This window comes from Mesorhizobium sp. WSM1343 (genome assembly GCF_055901535.1).
Map to the genome: position 1 here is coordinate 3,044,584 of NZ_CM148370.1, position 18,947 is coordinate 3,063,530.

Annotated in this window: 17 protein-coding genes; 8 read left to right on the forward strand and 9 right to left on the reverse strand. The window is 60.5% G+C overall.

What is annotated here, in order from left to right:
* The first annotated feature begins 27 nt into the window (after positions 1-27).
* The 3 genes from AC0NIL_RS14720 (at position 28) to AC0NIL_RS14730 (ending at position 1,853) form a co-directional block, all read left to right on the forward strand.
* The gene (locus AC0NIL_RS14720; protein ID WP_473572167.1) at positions 28-633 is read left to right on the forward strand and encodes a BA14K family protein; all 606 of its coding nucleotides are present in this window, start codon (positions 28-30) and stop codon (positions 631-633) included.
* A gap of 97 nt (positions 634-730) precedes the next feature.
* A complete protein-coding gene (locus AC0NIL_RS14725) occupies positions 731-1,072 on the forward strand; it encodes a DUF2934 domain-containing protein (protein ID WP_024501694.1) in 342 nt (113 codons plus the stop codon).
* 631 nt (positions 1,073-1,703) lie between these two features.
* Positions 1,704-1,853, forward strand: coding sequence for a hypothetical protein (locus AC0NIL_RS14730; protein ID WP_086081318.1), 150 nt, complete (start codon positions 1,704-1,706; stop codon positions 1,851-1,853).
* Between the two features lie 83 nt (positions 1,854-1,936).
* Here the strand turns inward: AC0NIL_RS14730 and AC0NIL_RS14735 are convergent, their stop codons facing one another.
* Entirely contained in the window at positions 1,937-2,887 is a 951-nt protein-coding gene (locus AC0NIL_RS14735; protein WP_473572165.1) for a DMT family transporter, read from the reverse strand.
* A gap of 162 nt (positions 2,888-3,049) precedes the next feature.
* On the opposite strand from AC0NIL_RS14735, the gene AC0NIL_RS14740 reads away from it, so the two are divergent.
* Complete coding sequence (locus AC0NIL_RS14740) at positions 3,050-3,199, forward strand: hypothetical protein (RefSeq protein ID WP_473572164.1); 150 nt, start codon at positions 3,050-3,052, stop codon at positions 3,197-3,199.
* A gap of 149 nt (positions 3,200-3,348) precedes the next feature.
* Here AC0NIL_RS14740 and AC0NIL_RS14745 read toward each other — a convergent pair whose 3' ends face one another.
* The 4 genes from AC0NIL_RS14745 to dsr1 form a co-directional block, all read right to left on the reverse strand.
* Complete coding sequence (locus AC0NIL_RS14745; protein WP_473572162.1) at positions 3,349-3,999, reverse strand: hypothetical protein; 651 nt, start codon at positions 3,997-3,999, stop codon at positions 3,349-3,351.
* Positions 4,000-4,002: 3 nt separating this feature from the next.
* Complete coding sequence (locus tag AC0NIL_RS14750) at positions 4,003-4,950, reverse strand: MvdC/MvdD family ATP grasp protein (protein ID WP_473572160.1); 948 nt, start codon at positions 4,948-4,950, stop codon at positions 4,003-4,005.
* Positions 4,951-5,292 (reverse strand): hypothetical protein, encoded by a 342-nt coding sequence (locus AC0NIL_RS14755; protein ID WP_473572159.1) that lies wholly within the window; start codon positions 5,290-5,292, stop codon positions 4,951-4,953.
* Positions 5,293-5,463: 171 nt separating this feature from the next.
* A complete protein-coding gene (gene dsr1, locus AC0NIL_RS14760) occupies positions 5,464-9,219 on the reverse strand; it encodes an anti-phage defense-associated sirtuin Dsr1 (RefSeq protein ID WP_473572158.1) in 3,756 nt (1,251 codons plus the stop codon).
* A 354-nt stretch (positions 9,220-9,573) separates the two neighbouring features.
* Between dsr1 and minC the strand changes: the two genes are divergently transcribed.
* From minC to AC0NIL_RS14780, 4 genes are all read left to right on the forward strand, one after another.
* A complete protein-coding gene (gene minC / locus AC0NIL_RS14765) occupies positions 9,574-10,374 on the forward strand; it encodes a septum site-determining protein MinC (RefSeq protein ID WP_473572157.1) in 801 nt (266 codons plus the stop codon).
* A gap of 67 nt (positions 10,375-10,441) precedes the next feature.
* The gene (gene minD / locus AC0NIL_RS14770; RefSeq protein WP_013530671.1) at positions 10,442-11,257 is read left to right on the forward strand and encodes a septum site-determining protein MinD; all 816 of its coding nucleotides are present in this window, start codon (positions 10,442-10,444) and stop codon (positions 11,255-11,257) included.
* A complete protein-coding gene (minE, locus tag AC0NIL_RS14775) occupies positions 11,254-11,526 on the forward strand; it encodes a cell division topological specificity factor MinE (protein WP_024501686.1) in 273 nt (90 codons plus the stop codon). Before minD ends, minE begins: the two co-directional genes overlap by 4 nt.
* Positions 11,527-11,896: 370 nt before the next feature.
* Positions 11,897-13,363 (forward strand): coiled-coil domain-containing protein, encoded by a 1,467-nt coding sequence (locus AC0NIL_RS14780; RefSeq protein ID WP_275952612.1) that lies wholly within the window; start codon positions 11,897-11,899, stop codon positions 13,361-13,363.
* Positions 13,364-13,650: 287 nt separating this feature from the next.
* Here the strand turns inward: AC0NIL_RS14780 and AC0NIL_RS14785 are convergent, their stop codons facing one another.
* Genes AC0NIL_RS14785 through AC0NIL_RS14800 form a run of 4 tightly spaced genes read right to left on the reverse strand, consistent with a single transcriptional unit; the run spans position 13,651 to position 18,755 of the window.
* Complete coding sequence (locus AC0NIL_RS14785; protein ID WP_275952613.1) at positions 13,651-15,435, reverse strand: ABC transporter ATP-binding protein; 1,785 nt, start codon at positions 15,433-15,435, stop codon at positions 13,651-13,653.
* Positions 15,436-15,444: 9 nt separating this feature from the next.
* Complete coding sequence (locus AC0NIL_RS14790; RefSeq protein ID WP_473572154.1) at positions 15,445-16,479, reverse strand: glycosyltransferase family 2 protein; 1,035 nt, start codon at positions 16,477-16,479, stop codon at positions 15,445-15,447.
* Between the two features lie 3 nt (positions 16,480-16,482).
* Entirely contained in the window at positions 16,483-17,589 is a 1,107-nt protein-coding gene (locus tag AC0NIL_RS14795) for a glycosyltransferase family 2 protein (RefSeq protein WP_275952615.1), read from the reverse strand.
* Positions 17,586-18,755 (reverse strand): acyltransferase family protein, encoded by a 1,170-nt coding sequence (locus tag AC0NIL_RS14800; protein ID WP_024501681.1) that lies wholly within the window; start codon positions 18,753-18,755, stop codon positions 17,586-17,588. Before AC0NIL_RS14800 ends, AC0NIL_RS14795 begins: the two co-directional genes overlap by 4 nt.
* Positions 18,756-18,947: the final 192 nt, after the last annotated feature.

The following is an 18,947-nucleotide window of genomic DNA, read 5'->3' on the forward strand; positions in this document are numbered from 1 at the left end:
TATGAGCAGGGACTGAAGGAGCGTGTCGTGAAAGCGGTTTTGGGACTGGTCTGCGGCTTCGTGCTGACCCTTGCGGTCTTCGGCAGCGGACTGGGCTTCGCCGCCTGGCTGCTTGCCGCAAAGCCGCCGCGCCAGGCAACGGCCACCGTCAGCGTGGCGGAGCTGTGGACCAAGAAGGCGCGGCCGGTGAACAAAGCCGGGCAGGGCCTCGAACGCCTGCCGGCCGCCCAGCCGGCGCCGCCCGACATCCCCGCCAAACCGCCGGAAACGCCGCCCGACCCGACGGTCACCGGCGCCATTGCGCCCAAGGCAACCGACCTGCCGCGTCCGCATCTCGCCTGGTGCGCCAGCCGCTATCGCTCCTACCATCCGGACGACAACAGTTATCTCTCCTACAGCGGGCAGCTGCGCCCCTGCATCTCGCCCTATCTCGAAGCCGCCGGTCAGGCCGGCCAGCCGGCCGCCGATGGCGGGGAAAACGGCGCTGGCCTTGGCGTCTACCTTGCCGACGATGACGGCGAAGCGCTTTCGGCCGACCATGTCGATTCCTGCTTCAGCCGTTACCGCTCCTACCGCCCGGAAGACAACTCCTACCAGCCCTATTCCGGCGGCCCGAGACGGCAATGCCAGTAGCCCCCGCGCGCCGCCGGCATGGCGATCCGATCGCGCGGATTTTCCGGAGCGTCCGCATTGGCGCGGCGTTCAACCCTGACCCCAAGGAGGACTGACCATGAGCGACGACCGGGACGACAGAATTCGCGAGCGCGCCTACCAGATCTGGGAACGGGAAGGCCGCATGCAGGGCGACCCCGAGCGGCACTGGCACCAGGCCGAGGCCGAGATCGACCGCGAGGGAGCCCTGCCGCTGACGGCGGACGATGCGCAAACCGGCGAGATCGCCAGCTCCGACGTGCTGGAGGTCGAGGCGCTGGCGGTGCGCACCGGCATCTCCGGCGACGAGGCACAGGAACTGCTCGACCGCCTGGGCAACGACCGCGCCGCGGTCGAGCAAGCCGCGCGCAGCCTCAAGGCCAAAGGGCGGCGAAACCCCGATGAGGGACTGGCGAAATAGTCGGAGGACGAAAAATGCCGGCTAGGCTGCGACGGCTGATCGGCACGAAAAGCCCGCGCCTCTGGCGGAGGACGCGGGCCGATCGGAGGGCCGATCTTCGGCAGGCGATGGAGGGCACCACCTGCCGCATCCACTAACAATTAGCTTTGGCTAATGTTCCGTCAAGTTGGATCTGAATTTACTGCGTTGAATGTCGGCTGCCACCGCAATTGCGCCGCTGGCCTTGGTGGCCGCCGGCAGGCAGCTTGCATCGATGGATAGGAATTTTTTCTTGACGGGTGAGGGCAGCTATGCTACATTTTTGCTTATGGTGCTGATTTGCGCCAGTGACCCGCCACCCAGGCGGGTTTTTGCGTTTTGGCTGGCGCTCGCCGAATTTCGACGTTGCCAGAAAGCGCCGACGCCAAAGCTGCCAATCTCCCCACTTGTGGGGGAGATGGCCGGCAGGCCAGAGGGGGGGCGCCGTAGAGTGCCGCCTTCGAACGGGTGGATCATTTGGATCGGAACGGCGTTGATCCCTGACACAACCGGGGGATGAGCATGGCGACAAGGCGCAGGCGCTGGTCGGCAGGCCGGGCCGCCCGGCAAGCGGAAACCTCGATCAGGGCCAATCCTAGCCAGGGAGAGCGAGATGATCCGAAAACTCAAGGACGGCAAATACCGGCTGTATTCGCGCAAGAAGGACGACAAGACCGGCAAGCGGCGCAACCTCGGAACGTTCGATACGCGCGAGGCGGCGGAGAAGCACGAGAAGGAGGTGCAGTATTTCAAGCGGCATTGAGAGGGGGCCTCTGGCTGTCGCGATGGTGACTCACCAAACGCCAATGCGGCCGGCGCTGAATATAGCCGTCACCCGCAAGATGTCTACGCCACGCGTGGTTGAGCTGGCCTGACCCCGGTGGCAAGGACGATGCCGGCGACGATGAAGGCCGCACCGACCAGATCGTAATCGTGCAAGCCCTCGCCGAGCAGCAGATAGGCGAGCACGGCCACGAACACCGTCTGCAGGTAGAGCAGCATGCTTGCCCGGCTCGCACCCAGCGTTTGCACGCTTTTGTTGTAGAGATAGTACATCAGGGCGCCGCCGGGGCCTGCCAGATAGGCGAGCGCGAGAAGGCTGTGGAGGTTCATGGCGGAGCGTTCGTCGTTGAACAATTCCCACAGATGGAAAGGCAAGGCGACCAGCGCACCGGCGCCGAGCAGCAGCACGACCATCGGCAGAAGTTCGATGCTGAATTTGGCACGGCGCAAAAGCACGGTGTAGAGGCCCCAGCAGAACGCGCTGCCGACGATCCACAGCTCGCCCGCGTTGACCTTGAGTTGCAGCAGCGCCGTCAGGTTGCCGTGGGCAACGATGAAAATCATCCCGGCAAGCGCAACCAGCGCGCCAAGCGACTTCCACAGGCCGAGCGGCTCGCCAAGCACGAAACGGGCGAGCACCATCGTCATGACCGGCGACAGCGCCATGATGATACCGGCCGTGGTGGCGTCGGTGTGGTTGAGGCCGTGGTAGATCATACCCTGGCATAGCGTCAGGCCGATCGCCCCCACCGCGACGACCTCCACGGCGCGCGTTCGCAAAAGCCTGATCATCGCCTCGTGATGACGGTGCACGATCGGCAGCAGGATGGCGCAAGCCAGCGTCAGCCGCCAGAAGCAGAGACCCCAGGGCGGCATTTCAGGCGCCACCCATTTGGCCGCGATATAGACACCGGCCGAAAGCAGCCAGCACAGGACGGCGGCCGGATAGCCGGCCAGGGAGGATATGGGGCGCACGGGTTGCGCGGCTTGATGCGCTATCGGCATTGCCTGCATGTCATGCCCCCTTCGATGATTTCGGCCAGACGGGGCAACATAACCTGTGTCGTGGGATCGTGCATCCGTTTTGAAAGGGTGAAAAGGAACTGGGCAGCCGCGCGGACCTCAATGGCAAGGGGAAATCCTGATCAGGGCCAAATCCTAGCCAGGGAGAGCGAGATGATCCGGAAACTGAAAGGCGGAAAATACCGGCTGTATTTACGCAAGAAAGACGAGAAGACCGGTAAACGGCGGAATTTTGAGACATTCGATGCGCGCGAGGCGGCGGAGAAGCATGGGCGGGAGGTGCAGTATTTCAAGCGGCATTGAGGGGGTGGTGACGCGCCTCGTCGCTCTCGGCCCGTTCATCGTCGGCGCCGGCGTGATCTCACTCAGCGGGTGGCTGGCTACATGCCGATGAAGCCGACGGCATATTGACAGCTCAGTCGCCAGGTGATGGCCAGGTAATTCCCTAAGGCTTAGCCGCAAACCAGCGGTCGGAGATAGCTCGAAAAAGAGGCCGCGATCTTAGATCCCAACTCCCATGACATAGGCAACAGCAAGAACGCTGAAAAGACCAATATTGCCCGCCACACAAACATATGAGCTATCGTAATGCAGGTGATCTTTAAATTATTGGCGTTGCGGTTTTTAACGACTGACTGTAGAATATGACGCAACAAATTCTGCTTAACTTCCGTCTTTTCCCATATATCCACAATATCGCTAACGTGCACGTCGTGATAAACGCCAACTTGAATCGTCTTTAAAGACCATCTTCCCGCCGAGAACAGATAGCAGACACCGATAAACAGCAAAACAAAAGCCGTCAATTTAAGGGCGGAATCACCTCCCGTCATCCATGAAAACCCACCTAGAAATGTTACCACAGGAGTCAATGCCCCGATCAGTAACAGAAATGTTGTGGCGCGCCCCTCGGCTGTCCGACGTCGCGCATCATCTGAATCGACCAATCGGCGGGCCTCCACTAGAGCGGTATCCGTATCGCTGCCCCAATCCATCTGACCGATATGGTCTATTTGCTCTCCGAGTCTCTGCGCCGCCTGCTGCTGCTCCGCAGGAGTAAAACGTTCCAATGTCGGCCAGAAAAAATCTAACACTTTGCGCATTATTTACATACTCATGAGTTCATTTGCTATGGCAGAAGTTATTGGATGCCCAACCCGCTTTTCTAACCAAGCCCATTGCCCGTTTGGGTTTACTTCAAGGAACCAGTACTCGCCATCCTCATCTAATATCAGATCAATAGCGCCAAACCGAAGGCCGAGCCTCTTTACAAGACTGCGACATTTATCTGCCAATGTTTCTGGAATCTCATGAATTTCATGGGCTATATCCGACATGTGGCCCTTCCGCCAGTCGACCACTGAATCCTTCTCAGATTGTGATTCTATAGCCGTTGCGAATACTTTCTCGCCAACGACGGTTATCCGTATATCGCACCGCTTAAAAATTTCCCTTTGATATATTGCAGGGCAGAGTTCAATCGATGGTGAATCGTATTCGGTGACGGCATCGACGCGCGTGGTAAATATAACCCATTCTGATACTGAGTCTTGTAGGTGGCCTGAAGCAAGTGGCTTAGCAATCGAATCTCCGTCATCCAGGAATCTTCGTACGTTTTCGAAGGTGTTTGATATCAAAGTATTTGGAACCGAAAACCCTGCAGCGATTGCATTGGAAAGCTGCTTGGGCTTGTCCTCGGCGCTCCAAATAGCATTAGGGTCTGAGAACCATTTCCCCTCAAGGGCGGCGCACATGCTTCTAATAAGCGCCGACCATTCACCAGCAAAATGTCGTGCGTCAGCCTCAAGAATAGCTGGAGGAACGGCGGGGCGCCCCGGCCTTCGAAAATAAGCCGCCTTAACGTCGGCCAGATTAAAACGCCTGCGGCGAACCTTAAGGTGCCAAGATAGACGATTGTCTAATACTTCGCATTCGACAGCTAAATCCCCTACAGATTCGAGGTTAACTCGGGCAAAAGTTGCTCCCCTGCGGCGGAGCTCTTCGACCAAAAAATCAGTTGTCAGGTCTCTTCGATTTGAGAAAAGCAATATCAACTAATCGTCCTTTTCCGACTTCACTTCGGTCAAAGTAACAATAGATAACATTGCGAGGCTCATTTCTGTATCGTCTGCCTCATTTCTAACCGCTGTGTGTGTCCCCGGCATGTTCCCTTCATCGTCCTGTTCATTGCTCACTTTAGTTTTTGTGACGAGTTCTGCAACCTCCAAGTCTGCTTTTATGAGAGCGACTTCAATCCCCGCCTGGTTCACGACCCACAATTCTTTATCTTCAGCGTATCTTCCGGGGATCTCATTGCTGCCGGTTCGCTCAACCGCGAAACGTGAAAGGAATGGTCGCAATGGAGTACTTTCTTGGCTCTTGGGATTCAAAGACATACGGGACCTCCATAAACGCTTTATTTGGCAATGCTAGTTGGGCGATGGTGTGCACTCGCTGCTTTCAAGTCGCAAGTGGTCAGGTCGTAATTTCTCACCCCAAGGGTTTTAAAAACGCAGCCCTGTGGCGTTGGGAGGGCGTATACGGAGGCAGTTTGCGATTAGGTTATATCAAGGCCAAGATAAGTTTTTCTGTTGCAATAGCGTCACGAGGCGCTGAAAACGACCATCTTGCTCAAGTTCCGCATTCGCGGTTCGAATTTCCTTCAGGCAGTCTTTAAAATCTTCAGACAGCCATTGAACATTCGTCGGAGTGATCAGATTGAGAAAAGCCAAAGCATCGTTCGGGAACAGGGTGCACAATCCCGCCTGGTGCAGCAAATGAGTAACGTAGCTGACATCATCGATAGGCTGGAGCCAGTCACTAAACAGAGCCAACGCCTCAGGAAATGCATCGCCCGCTGCCGAACAGAGCTTGGCAAAATTTGCTGAGACTGCAGGTGTCCTAGCTTTCAATGTGTTTGGCCAGATGCGCTTCATATAAAGCGTGATACGATTTCGGAAAAACTCTGCGCGTTTTTCGCCTGCCCCCTCTAAAGCGCGGAATAAGGTTTCTGCTACCTCGGCTAGCGCCGATGGCGGCAGTGCTTCGGTCGTTTTTTTGAAATCCTTGGTTGTGAATGTCCCTCCTGGCTCAAGTGTCGCGTACGTTAGAAAGGCCGCATACTGCCGCGCGTATGTTTTCCCTAACGTCTCGTAGTGCTGTGCAGTCGAAAGGAAGTCACTCTTTAGTGTATCCAAAAGGGGCCAGTGTAGCCGTGGCGAACGCAGAAAATTCTGCCACATACCTACAACGTAATCCTCGGGTTCTTGCCACCGGAAATAGGGAACGAGATGTTGCTCGGTCCAGTCAGGATCAACACGGTAAAGGACGATGACGCTACCAGCAAGCGTGATCCGGCCATACTGCATGCCGGGAGCGGTGGGGTCGCAGATCAAGTCAAGAAGCGGTATCATTTCGCGCCGCAATCCTTGGCCGTCTTCAATATTTTGCCTGAACCACCAGCGCAAGATCGCATTGGTAGAGAGTCCGACTGGGTGGTTGAGAGCGCGGCTAACGGCATCATCCAGGTGCTGAAGGCTCTCTTGCCGGTAAGCAATGAGTATTCTTTCGATTAAATTAAATAGTACTTGTTCGTTAGATGTAAGTATTTTTGCGGCTTCATCCAGCCACCATGCTATCGAGCGGGCGAGCTCTGCTAATTCAGATTTTGGCATAGCAGCCAATGTACAGGCGACGTACCTCCATGATCGGGCGATCATATCTTGGCTGGACCATGCCTGTAAGGCTTGACGCCAACGATCAACGGGCCAAAATGATTGTTTGGCAAGACCGAGCAAGGCGGATGCTGTACGCGAAAAATCTTTTGTGCAGCGCTCTGACCAATTGTCGGACTCATGAAGGTCATCGACTAAAGGGTAGTCACGCAGCCAAGTTTCCAAGTCTCTGCGAAGCTTGGGGGTTGGGCGGTATGTTCGCCACTCTTCTCCGCTGCCCGTCCAATAGGGAAACTCGTCTCGCTCGTCGGAGGCCAATTGCCAATCCGGATATGTTCTGACGAGAGCCTGAAGGCGATTGGTTGCTTCGGCAGTCAAGTCGGCGCCGGATGAGTGGATTTTCTCCAGAGCTAGCCAAACCTCTCTGTCGCTAGCCCGTTGCAGAGTTTCCGGCTCCATGTCGTCGCGCAACATATTGCGAGGAGGCCCTTGTAGAATAGCCGCTTGCAGAAGCTCGCTCTGCACTAACGTCAGGCGCGTCGACAAAGAAACGAGAAGTCGCATGGTTTCGCGCTGTGTCTCAACCGTCCAAAGCCACCATCTATTGTCTGCGAGCAGCCACGAGAGCGCTTCGTCGGCAGAAATTAGGTCGGGTTCATGGGCAGCCGCAAAGAACGCGAGGCGGCGAAAGACAGGATATCGAATTGTGAGCCATCTCTCGAGTTCAGCTCTCGCTGCTTCCGGGTTCGTCTTCGCGGTCGCTAGCCACGCATCGCGCGCAAGTTCGATTAATGCCGTCCAGTCGTTGAAATCCGTGTTTTGCACATGATTGCCAATTGACGGTTGATGGATGTAAGAACTGTCATAACGGTCATCGGCTCCGTCCAATTCCTTCATCAAATCGAGGGCATCTCGCAGCAGCGCTGTGGCATCGGGCAGCAGCTGTGGCAAGATTGCCGACCATTCCGATTTCTGGCGAAGACTGTCTAGAACAGAGTGGACGTGATCGGCGGCGAGGACAATCTCCCATCGCACCAGATTTGAGACTGAGCGAGATTCATTCAAACTCGATCTCTGCTCTTCTTCAACTTCGTTGTCGAATCCACGAAAAGGCTCACTTAGATCGACGCACGGTGTTAGCGCGGCTCGAAGCCGAAACCTCATGGTTGGTGAGAAGCCGTGGCGAATAAAGTTTTGTTGCCACGAGTAGAGATCGTGCGACCGTGCCCCGGATTTTAGACGTTCTGCGATCACCAAGTTCCATAGCTTTTGCACCGATGAAGGCGGAGGATTCTTCTCAAATTCTCGCGTCAGGTAGAACTCAAAGCTAGGGTGCAGTTTGCCGCCCCTTGCTGCAACCCATAACAGCAGTTTGGGATCGTGGGCATGTCTCGCGAGCCAACGCGCGATTTGCTCCATCACATTGTCCCAGTTGCCGAGGCTTCCAAAGGCTCGCCGAACGGGAGTCATCCATGGTGCGTGGACATAAGAGGTCGGCCTGTCCAAGACGCTAAACAAAAGCTTCTTGTCTTCATCTTGATTGACCTGGATCCCAAAACGGGAAAGATCCTGATGTCCAAAGCGCCTTTCGGTTAGCGGTTCGAGCCAATCCAGTGAAGGGACGGGGTCGAAATCAGCAAAACGTTTTGCTGGAAGTCCGGTGCTATCGCTTAGCGCCCATAGCATTCGGCGAACGAAATCGTCTTGCTTTGTGCTCCCGATCGGCTTGATGGCTCCATATCGAGTAACGATTGATTCTTTGCCTCTAACACCATCTCTGTAAGTGCCAGCCCAAACGCGCAATGTTTCATGAAGATAGAAGTGCCGCCGAAATTCTGGGTATAGAATTGGCGTTACGTTCTTGGCCTCCCATTCTTGCGCAGCTACAGTCTCCTTTCCCATTGCATAGCTGCCGAATGCAAACGCCTCTGCAGGAGCTTCGCCCATCAACCTGTCAGCAGCCAGCGCATCCATCATGTAGCGCATGACCGGGTCATTGATGCTGTATCCAACGAAGCAGACAGTGTAGGCACGGAACAATTCACTTACGAAACGCGCTCCCCAGCGCTCTGTCAGATAGGCAAGCCCGAAGTCACCACTCGCCACAACCAGCCGATTTAGATCATCGTCGGTTGGGGACTTGGGCAATAAACCGTGGAGATAGACAAGGCCGCTCCAACGGTTCTTCGGGACAGGCAGTAAGGGAGCCTGAAACGTTGGGATTTCAAGCTTCTGGTCAGCGATCACCGCTTCGAAAATGCGGTCAAAGTTGGTTGTTACCAGTCTGAGTTGCCCTCTTCGGTTCTGACTCAAAACGATCAGCGCTTCATGAGCTTGTGTCGCGCGTGGCAGGGTTAGATCGGGTGTTAGGACGGCGGCCAATTGCCTTCTAACTGCCGCACGACCTCCAGTAATCCTCCCCTCTAAGAGGCCGATAGTCGCGTCGTGCAGCCCTGTTTTCTTGGCGACACTCTCGACTGGCGTTGGCGCCGCGCCCAGCCCAACGTAGAGTTTGTCAACCAATCCCCCAAACCCCGGCAACCCAGCTGGGTACGATATTCCCGCTCCACAAAAGAATACGACATGCCCTTCTTCGTGCAGCTGAAGCAATCGGTCAGGTATGTCCGGGCCATTCTTTATGAACTGCATGGAACCTGATCCCCCATTTCGATTTGTCTTCTTCGCCGAATTGCGATCGATTCGGCAACCTAGGAATGTCATTCTCTGAATTGGCGGGCAGAATAATATTCTGTGATCTTCGTTGAGCAGCCGAGGTACAAGGATGGCGAATAGTCCTAGGTCGTACCTAGACTGTAGCCAGCGCCCCCGACGCCGCCTCACCCGCACGGTCAACAAGAATTCGTAGAAGCATCGCTGGTTTGGCGTATGAAGCCTCCGGGGGCTCTCAGGAACCTCCGTTCCGCCCCTCATCTATCCCACCCATTAACCATTCATTAACCATTCCCTCGCTAGCGTTTACCTCTCAGTAAGGATTCGCCAGCCGTGACCTTTGCCGCCCCCCTCGAGGCCAAATCCATTCGCTTTCGCGCCCGCTCTTTCGTCGCTTTCACATTGACGCCGGAGGCGCCTTTGGACGTGTGGCTGGAGGGGCTGGATCACTGGATCGGCAACTCGCCGGGCTATTTTGCCGGCCGCCCGGTGGTGCTTGATCTCAATACGTTGAAGCCCGATGTCGCCGCGATCGAATCGCTGGTCGGCGTGCTTGGCCATCGCGGCATCCGCGTCTACGCCATCGAGCTCGACGGCCACGCCGCACTCGCGCCTAACCTGCCGCCGGTGCTGGTCGGTGCCAAGGAGGCGACGACGGATGGGCTGCTGCCCCGCAAGGCGCGGGAGGATGTTTCCGGAGAGGGCAAGGCCGAGGGCAGGGCGCCTGAAGCCGGCCCGGACAAGGTCGCCGACGGCAAGGCTGGCGCAAGCAAGGCGGGCGATAGCGAGCCGCAGGTTGAAGCTTCGGGCACGCTGATGATCAAGGCGCCGATCCGCTCCGGCCAGGCGATCGTGCATCCGCATGGCGATGTCATTGTGCTCGGCTCGGTCGCCTCCGGTTCGGAGATCATCGCGGCGGGCTCGATCCATGTCTATGGCACGCTGCGCGGGCGCGCTTCGGCGGGTGCGCTGGGCAACAGGGGCGCGCGCATCTTCTGCCGCAAGAACGAGGCCGAGCTGCTGGCGGTGGACGGCTGGTACGTCACCGCCGAGGAGATGGAAGGCGTTTCGCGCGGCAAGCCGGTGCAGGCGTTTCTCGACGGCGACGCGTTGCGGGTTTCGACGCTGAGCTGACATTCGTTTCGATATTGGGGCGGCCGATGGCCGCCCGACCAAGAACAACAACAACGGAGGCTTTTCAATGGGCAAGGTAGTGGTGGTCACCTCGGGCAAGGGGGGCGTCGGCAAGACGACCTCGACGGCGGCCCTCGGGGCGGCCGTGGCCAAGACCGGCAAGAAGGTGGCGCTTGTCGATTTCGACGTCGGCCTGCGCAACCTCGACCTGATCATGGGCGCCGAGCGGCGCGTGGTGTTCGACCTCGTCAACGTCATCCAGGGCCAGGCCAAGCTGTCGCAGGCGCTGATCCGCGACAAGCGGGTCGAGACGCTGTTCCTGCTGCCGGCCTCGCAGACGCGCGACAAGGATGCGCTGACCGAAGAGGGCGTCGGCGAAGTCATCGACAAGCTGCGCTCGGTGTTCGACTACGTGTTCTGCGACAGCCCGGCCGGCATCGAGCGCGGCGCGCAGCTCGCCATGCGCTTTGCCGACGAGGCGGTCATCGTCACCAATCCGGAAGTGTCGTCGGTGCGCGATTCCGATCGCATCATCGGCCTGCTCGATGCCCGCACCTTGCGGGCCGAGCAGGGCGAGCAGATCGCCAAGCATGTGCTGGTGACGCGCTACGACGCGGCACGCGCCTCGCGCGGCGAGATGCTGTCGATCGACGACGTGCTGGAAATCCTGTCGGTGCCGCTGCTCGGCATCATTCCGGAAAGCCAGGACGTGCTGCGCGCCTCCAACCTCGGTTCGCCGGTGACGCTGTCTGAGCCGCTCAATTCCGCTGCCAAGGCCTATATCGACGCCGCCAGGCGGCTGGAGGGCGAGGAATTGCCGGTCATCGTGCCCTTCGAGCGCAAGGGCTTCCTCGATCGTCTTTTGGGAAGGAGGGCGGCATGAACCTGCTCGACATCTTCAAGCGGCGCTCCAGCGCCCCGGTGGCGCGCGAGCGGCTGCAAGTGCTGCTCGCCTATGAGCGCCGCAACCGCAGCCAGCCCGACCTCGTCTCCATCCTGCGCGAGGAGATCATGGCCGTCATCGCCAAGCATGTGCAGATCGACCAGGACTATCTGCAGGTCTCGATGGACCGCGGCGAGACCATGTCGACGCTGGAAATCGACATCCAGATCCCCAACAAGAGCGCCGTGCCGCTGGCCATGGCGGGGTGAGGGCAACTTAGGGGGAGCCGCGATCCTTCGCGCCCCCCTCTGTCCTGCCGGACATCTCCCCACAAGTGGGGAGATTGGCAATTTCTGCGCTTCAGTTCTTCTTGCAACGTTGGCGATTGGCGAAAGCCCGCATGACGTCCAATCTCCCCCCATGTGGGGGGAGATGTCCGGCAGGACAGAGGGGGGCGCTGTCCCGCCGGCAGAACCGGCTTCGCACCCTCGCACCGCATCGCTCGCAGCGTCCAAACCCCTAAAATGTCCCAAATTTACCTTTGTGCCGACGGGGCTTCCCCTGCGCAAGCAGCGGATGTAAGGATATATTAGCAATTTGTTAAGTTCTAAGCGAGGTATGCGTAAGGGGAGTTTGGCGATGAACTTCAGAGGCCTGATCAAGCGTGCTGAAGACGTGGATAAAGCAATCCAGGACCTGCAGATCGATTTGGCGGACGCGCTGGATGCAAGTCTCGACGCCGACGACCTGGCGCCGCCAGAGAGCGACGATGTGCCGGATGCCCAGGCGGCACCCGATGACGGGCCACCCCAGGCCGATGCGGCAAATGACGACAATGCCGGGAATGCCGAGGATGCGGGCGCTGCGGACAGTTCCGAAACCGCGCCAAGACTGACCGCCCATACACAGACCCGGCTGGCTGCATTGAGCGCCTTCGAGGGGCTCTTCCACGACGCCAGGGACTATCTGGAGGAGATCAACGACAAGCTGTCGGAGATCGGCACCTCACACCATCTGACGCGCGAATTCCTCAACATCCTGCACAGCGACATCCTGCGCGCCAACGAGCTGGAGGTCGCCAATGCCGCCCTGGCCGCCGAACAGAGGGCGCTTTCGGAAAAGCTGCACGACGCGGTGAAAAAACTGCGCGAGCGTGACGGCGCGTTCGAAGCGCTGCAGCAGCGCGAGACAAGCCTGGTCCAGGACCGGGAGACGCTTCGTGCGGCACTTGCCGCGGTCAGGCTGGAACTCGTCGAGACAGCCAATGCGAGCGCCAAACGCGAGGCGGAGTTCGGCGACATCGCCAAGCGGCTGACCGCCAGGACGGTCGAGGCCAACAGGCGCTTGCGCGAAAGCAAGATGCTGCGCGAAAAGCACGTCAACCTGTCGATCGAACTCGACAAGGCGCTGAAGCGGGAATCGCAGGCGCGCCACAGGCTCGACGAGCTGTCGGCGGTCCATGCCACCGAAGCAGCGCGGCTGGCGGAGCTGCTGGCGGCGCTCGGCAAGAGCGAGAAAGAGGAGATGCGGCTGCAGAAGTCGCTCGAGGCGGCACAGGCGAAACTGTCGGAAACGACCGAAGCGGCCCGCATGATGGAAGGCGACAAGGAAGCCGAGCTGGCTCGCAGCCAGGCGGAAATGCGCGGGCTGAGCTCGGAGATCCAGAACCTGCAATCGCGGCTTGAGCAAGTGTCGAGCGAAAACGGCGAAGCCGCGGGCGAGATCGCCAGGCTCAAGAGCGAACTGAACGATGCCCTGGCCGAAAAGAAGATCGCCGATGAAAGATTGTCCGCGCTGAGCCAGGAGAGCGAAAGCGACAAGATGAGTCTTTCCAAGGTGAACGCCAACCTTTCTCAGCTGACGCTGCAACAGGCGTCCGAACAGATACAGTTCGACGTGCAGAGGCAGGAGTGCGAGGACCTCAAGGCCGAAATCGCCTCGCTCAATGCCCGGATCAAGGAACTGCTGCCCTATGAGCGGCTCCACAAGGCCACCAATGGCAGGCCGCGCGAGGACGGCGTGGTCGAGATGGCCGGGGCGATGGCGAAGAAAGCACGGACGACGGGCAGGCGGCGCATGCGCAGGAATGTCGGCGCCGCCACCTGAAGCGTGTCGCGCCTGAAGGATTCAGGCGACCCGCTTCAGATCTTTCTTTTGTGCATGGGAGGCCGGCACCTCACCCGGAGAGTAAGTCCAATGGGGCACCGGCCAGGCGGATCGACAGGTCCGCCGCACAGGCAAGGTAGCGCGCCTCGGTCCCGCACGGCATTGGTGCGATCACGGAAGGTGCCAGCGGCAATTCCCCTGGCTTGTGATTCGAACCCTTGCGACGACCCGCCGGCCGGAGGCTGCAGACACGCCCGGAAACGATCGCGGGCCGGCCCGGCGCCTTCTCAGTCGAGCGGTTCGTGCTGGTAAAGCTCGTCCATGCTGAGCGAGGCCAGGGCGCCGAAAGGGGCCTGCTTTTTCACGCGGCCGCCGCTCAGGATGACCACGTCGTCGCAGAACGAGATGGTGCTGTGGTGATGGCTGATGACGATGGTCGTGCGGCGGCCGGCTCTCGACTTCAGGGTCTCGACGATGGCCGCTTCCGACAGCCCGTCCACGGCATTGGTGGCCTCGTCCAGGATGAGGAGATCGGGATCGCGCACCAGGGCTCTCGCCAGGGCGATGCGCTGCCTCTGTCCCGCCGACAGATTGACGCCCCTGTAGCCAACCAGGGTCTCGTAGCCCTGAGGCAGCCTTTCGATGAATTCATGCGCTTCGGCCAGTCTTGCGGCGGCCTCGGCATCGCCGGCTGTCGCGGCATCCTGGCCGTAGATTATGTTTTCAAAAATGCTGCCGTCGACCAGTTCCAGTTCCTGGCTGGCCAGGGCGATGTGCCGGCGCCACTGGCTGGCGTCGATCCGGTCGAGCGGCGATCCATCGACGAGGATGCTGCCGGTGTCCGGTTCGACGAAGCGGCACAGGAGATTGACGATCGTCGTCTTGCCGGCGCCCGAGCGGCCGATCAGCGCCGTCGAGCGGCCGCCGCGGATTTCGAATGTCGCCGCATGCAGCACCACCTCGCGCCGGTCCGTGCCGGAATAGGTGAATGTCACATCGTCGAACTTGATGCCCTGGCGCAGGCCGTGGAACGGCCCGGCGCCTTGCGGCGGTTGCGGCTTGCCGGCGGGATCCAGCAGCCATGTCACCTCTTCAAGCGATCCGCTCAGGCCCTGCAGCTGGCTCCACGACCCCTGCAGGGCCCGCATATGCGGCTGCAGCCTGTAGAGCAGGATGACGAAGGCGATGATCAGCGGGAAACTCACCTGCGCCAGCCAGGCGCCGATCACCACCGCCAGGAACAGCATGGCGTGGAGAACCTCCGTCAGCGGCGGCAGCGCTCCCTGGCGCACGAGCAGCGCGAAGGAAGCGCGGCGAACCGCATCCGACGCCGTGTCGAATATCGCCTTTTCCCGGTTCTCCTGTCCGAAGATGCGGATCAGCCGTCCGGCATGCACAAGGTGAAGCATCTGCGAGGCGAGGTGGCCGTTGCGCGAGGCGACGCTGCGGCTTGGCTCCTTCAGATTGGCTGAGAGGATGGCGTGCGCGATCTGGACGAGCGCCAGTCCGAGCGTGACCAAAAGCGTCATGCGCCACGAAAGCAGCAGCAGGAAAGCCAGGAGGATGATGGCGGCCGATGCGCTGACGATGGCCGACAGCATGATCTGGATCGCATCGGAAGCCCGCCAGGATTCGTTGGAGATGATGTTGAGCAGGCGTCCGGGGCTCTGCCGCAGGAAGAACGGGTAGCCGACCCGCAACAGCTGCTCCGACAGGGCGCTGCGGATGGAATGGCTTGCCTTGCCGGAGATGAAGGTCGTCAGCAGCGTGTTGGCGAAGGCGAAGACGTTCTTCAGGATGATCGAGCCGAGGATGGCGGCCGAAATGACGATCAGCCGGTCGCGCTCGCTCAAGCCCGATCCGACGTGCTGGAGGACAGCGGAGAAGCCTGCCATTCCGGCGGCATCCCCGTGTCCCATGATGATGCCCAGCAACGGGATGATCAGGCCGATGCCGAACCCTTCGAGGACGGCGCTGACCAGGCCGAGAACCACTACCGCCGGAAGCAGGCGCAGTTGCCGCTTTCCGAACGCCCGGAACAGCATCGGCAGGTTTGGCGGCAGCATTGGCATTACAGCGTTTCACCTCGCCTGGGCATTGGCTTGTTGATCTTGGCGCACCGGTTCGGCTCGCGGCCGTCTGACCAGCAGGAGAACCGCGAACCTGGCCGCGCCGAGCAAATTCATGGCGACGATCGGCCAGTGCGACAGGTTGAGTTCACGATCGAAGGCGGGTCCTCCCGCCAGTTCCCGGAAAGCCCCTCTTGCGGCCCAGTAGAAATGGCGAAGCAGCCAGGGCGCGTGGCGAACATGCTTCAGGCAGAGCCCGCCATTGCCCAGGCTGTAGTCGCGATGCAGCTTTTCGATGGCTTTGCGATCCCGCCGGCCGTGATGATGGAAAATCGTCATGTCAGGCACATACTCGACCGCGATGCCGAGCAGCATCGCGCGCACGAGGTAATCGGTATCCTCGGCCGACCGCAATGGTCCGCCGGCGCCGAAGCGTTCGTCGAAATAGCCGATGCGGGCCGCGACATCGCGGTGCATCGTCATGTTGCAGCCCAGCACGAAACCGCCGGGATGAACATCTGGCGTCAGCCGCTCGCGCGCCCACGACCGCTTGATGGTGAACGGCAAATCCCGGGGATCGCCAAGCTCGACACGGCCGCCCCGGATGAGCCATTGTTCCCCGGACGCATAGTGTCGCTCCAGATCGCGCAGATAGTCGCGATGGACCGCGCAGTCGTCGTCGACGAAGACCAGCACACGGCCGCGCGCGCGCCTCAGCCCGGCGTTGCGCGCAGCCGCCAATCCGGGGCGCGGCTCGCAAACGGGCGTGAACGGAATGTCCGACGCAGCCGCGATGCTGGCCAGGCGTTCGGCCGTGCGGTCGCTCGAACCGTTGTCGACGACCACGAGTTCGGCGGCGAAGCCGGCATGTGCGCGGCATGCGGCTTGCACCGACTTGATGCAGGCATCGAGCACGGCGACGCGGTTGCGCGTGCAGATGATGAAGCTGACTTCCGGCGCCGCTCGTTCCGGGCGGGGACCGGCCGGGGCGGGGCCAAGCGCCGTCGAACGATCGCGCTGCAGGGGTTGGTTGGCTTTGACGATCATGCCTCAGCCCGCCTGATAAGGTGCCAGAACCGCCGCGGCGGGCGCGGATTTGAAGAAGTATGCCATGGCATCGGCCTGCCTGGCGGCCGACAGCGAAGCGCGGCTGAGCCAGGGCGCCCAGGCGCCGGGCCGCAGCGCATATTGTTCGCGGCGCCGGATGACGTTCCATTTGGCGGTCCGCGTCAGCAATTCATGGGTGAGCGCGGGCTGCTTTTCGTCGGCGACGAGCTGGTAGAGGAAATAGAACAGGTTCAGCGCGCCGGCCTCGAAGCTCGGCCGCGTCGCCGCCGGCAGCGAGGAAATCTCCTGCTCCAGCGCGACGATGAAGTCGGCCGCACGGGCGACGGTGCCGTGGCCGACCGCATCGCCAATGTCGCGCAGGTCCCGCGTGGCCTGCGCCAGGTCCTCGCGCTCGAGGTTCTCGGCCACGATCCGCAAATGCGTCCTGCGCATCTCCTTGACGTGCCGGCTCGTCACGCTTGCCTCATGGACGCGGTAGACGACCAGGTTTTCGGGCATCATGGCTGCCGGGTAACGGCCGGCCAGCCGCCTGAAAAGATCGAAGTCCTCGGCATGCCGGTAGGCCTGGTCATAGTGCAGGACGCTGTCGTCGATGACCTTCCTGTTGTAGACGACCGTCGGGTGCATGAAGATCGTGAAGAACATCGCCAATACGGGGATGCGGCCGAACTGGAAGACCGGATCGGGCCTGCCCCTGGCGATGCGGCCGCGGATCAACATGTCGACGCCGGCGCCGCAGAAGCCCAGTTCGGGCCGCCGCTCGAACAGCGCCACCTGGCGCGACAAACGCCAGGGATAGGCGACGTCGTCGGCATCCATCCGCGCGACCAGTTCGCCCCGGGCGATCGCCAGCCCTTCGTTGAGGGTCGCGACGAGGCCACGGTTTTCGCGCGAGATGATCGAAATGCGGCTGTCGGCCTTTTGGCATCGCTCGAGTATCTCGAGCGAATTGTCGGTCGAACCGTCATCGATCGCGATGATTTCCAGGCGACTGTGATCCTGCCGCAGGATGCTTCCCAGCGCGGTGGCGAGATAGGGACCGGCATTGTAGACCGGCAACAGGACGGAGACGAGCGGTGCGGCGGTCATCGTCTTGCATCCGTGCGCTGGAGTTCGAGCGCCGGTGTGCGGCCATCGGGCGATCCGCCAGCCGCCGTCGCGAGCCAGCCGCCATGGCTGCCCTGTGCGGAGCGGGTGCGCGCGACATAGGGGAAGTGGCGCTTCAGGCTGTTGAGCGGCCTCTCGAAAACCACCCAGGAAATCGAGGCCGCGACAATCGTGGCGGCACTCGCAACCAGGAAACGCCCTGGCCCTTGCTCCGAGACGTTGAGCGGAATCCAGGGTTGCGCCTTGACGGCGAGCGACAGCAATATCGGATGATAGAGATAGACGCCGTAGCTGATGCGGCCGAGGCCAAGCAGCGGCGGCAGTTCGGCAAGCTTTCCCAAAGTGCCGCCAAGGCCGCGCGAACAGGCTGCGACGATGACCATCAGCGGCACCAGCGGCAGGACTTGCCGCACCAGCCAATGGGTCCATTCGAGCATCGGATCGGCGGGCGCAGGCACAAACCACTCGATGACAAGGAATGCGGCCGCGAAGGCAGGCCAACTGAGCCGCATCCAGTGCGGCAGGGCCGCGCCCCTGGATCGCCAGCAGGCAAGCAGCGCGCCCGTCGCCAGCGCATCCATGGATGCCGGCGGCAGCAGGTCGCGCGCCAGCGTCGTGTTGGCGGTGAGCGGCCAGTAAAAGCGATAGGCCAGCGACAGTGCGATGACGCCGATGCAGATCTGTTCGAAGCGGCGGCGCGGGGCCAACAGGACGACCAGCGGCCAGGCAAGATAGAACTGCTCCTCGATGCTCAGGCTCCAGAAATGGCACAGCACCCAAGGGTTCCAGTCATTGCGCAGCGCATACCAGAAATTCGACAGGTAAAGCGCATGCCAGACCAGCGATCCCCTGGATTGGTCCAGGTCGACCAGCCAGACGAAACCCAGCACGGCGAAATAGGGCGGAAATATCCGCAAGCCCCGCCTGATATAGAAGGATCGCAGCGCGGGGCCGGTCTCGAATTCGGCGGCCGAACGCGCTTCCAGGAGCAGGCGCGTGATCAGGAAGCCGCTCAGCACGAAGAACAGCCGCACGCCGATATGGCCCCAGAATGAAGATCCTCCAGCGGCGAAGAAATGGGAATACAACACCATCGTCACGGCGATGGCTCTCAACGCATCCAGTTGGATGTCGCGTGCGCTTCCCATCAGCGGCATCCGCCAGCGTGATGGTCGCGACCAAGCCGCCAGCCGGCCGTTTCGAGCGGCAGGCCAAGGCGGACGAGACCCGCCAGAGCGCAGGCATCGTCGAACCTACGCCCGAAATCGACGGACGGGTGGCTCAAGCTGGTCAACCTGGCGGGATCCTCCACGGCGCATATCCAGTCGCAAACGAGTCCC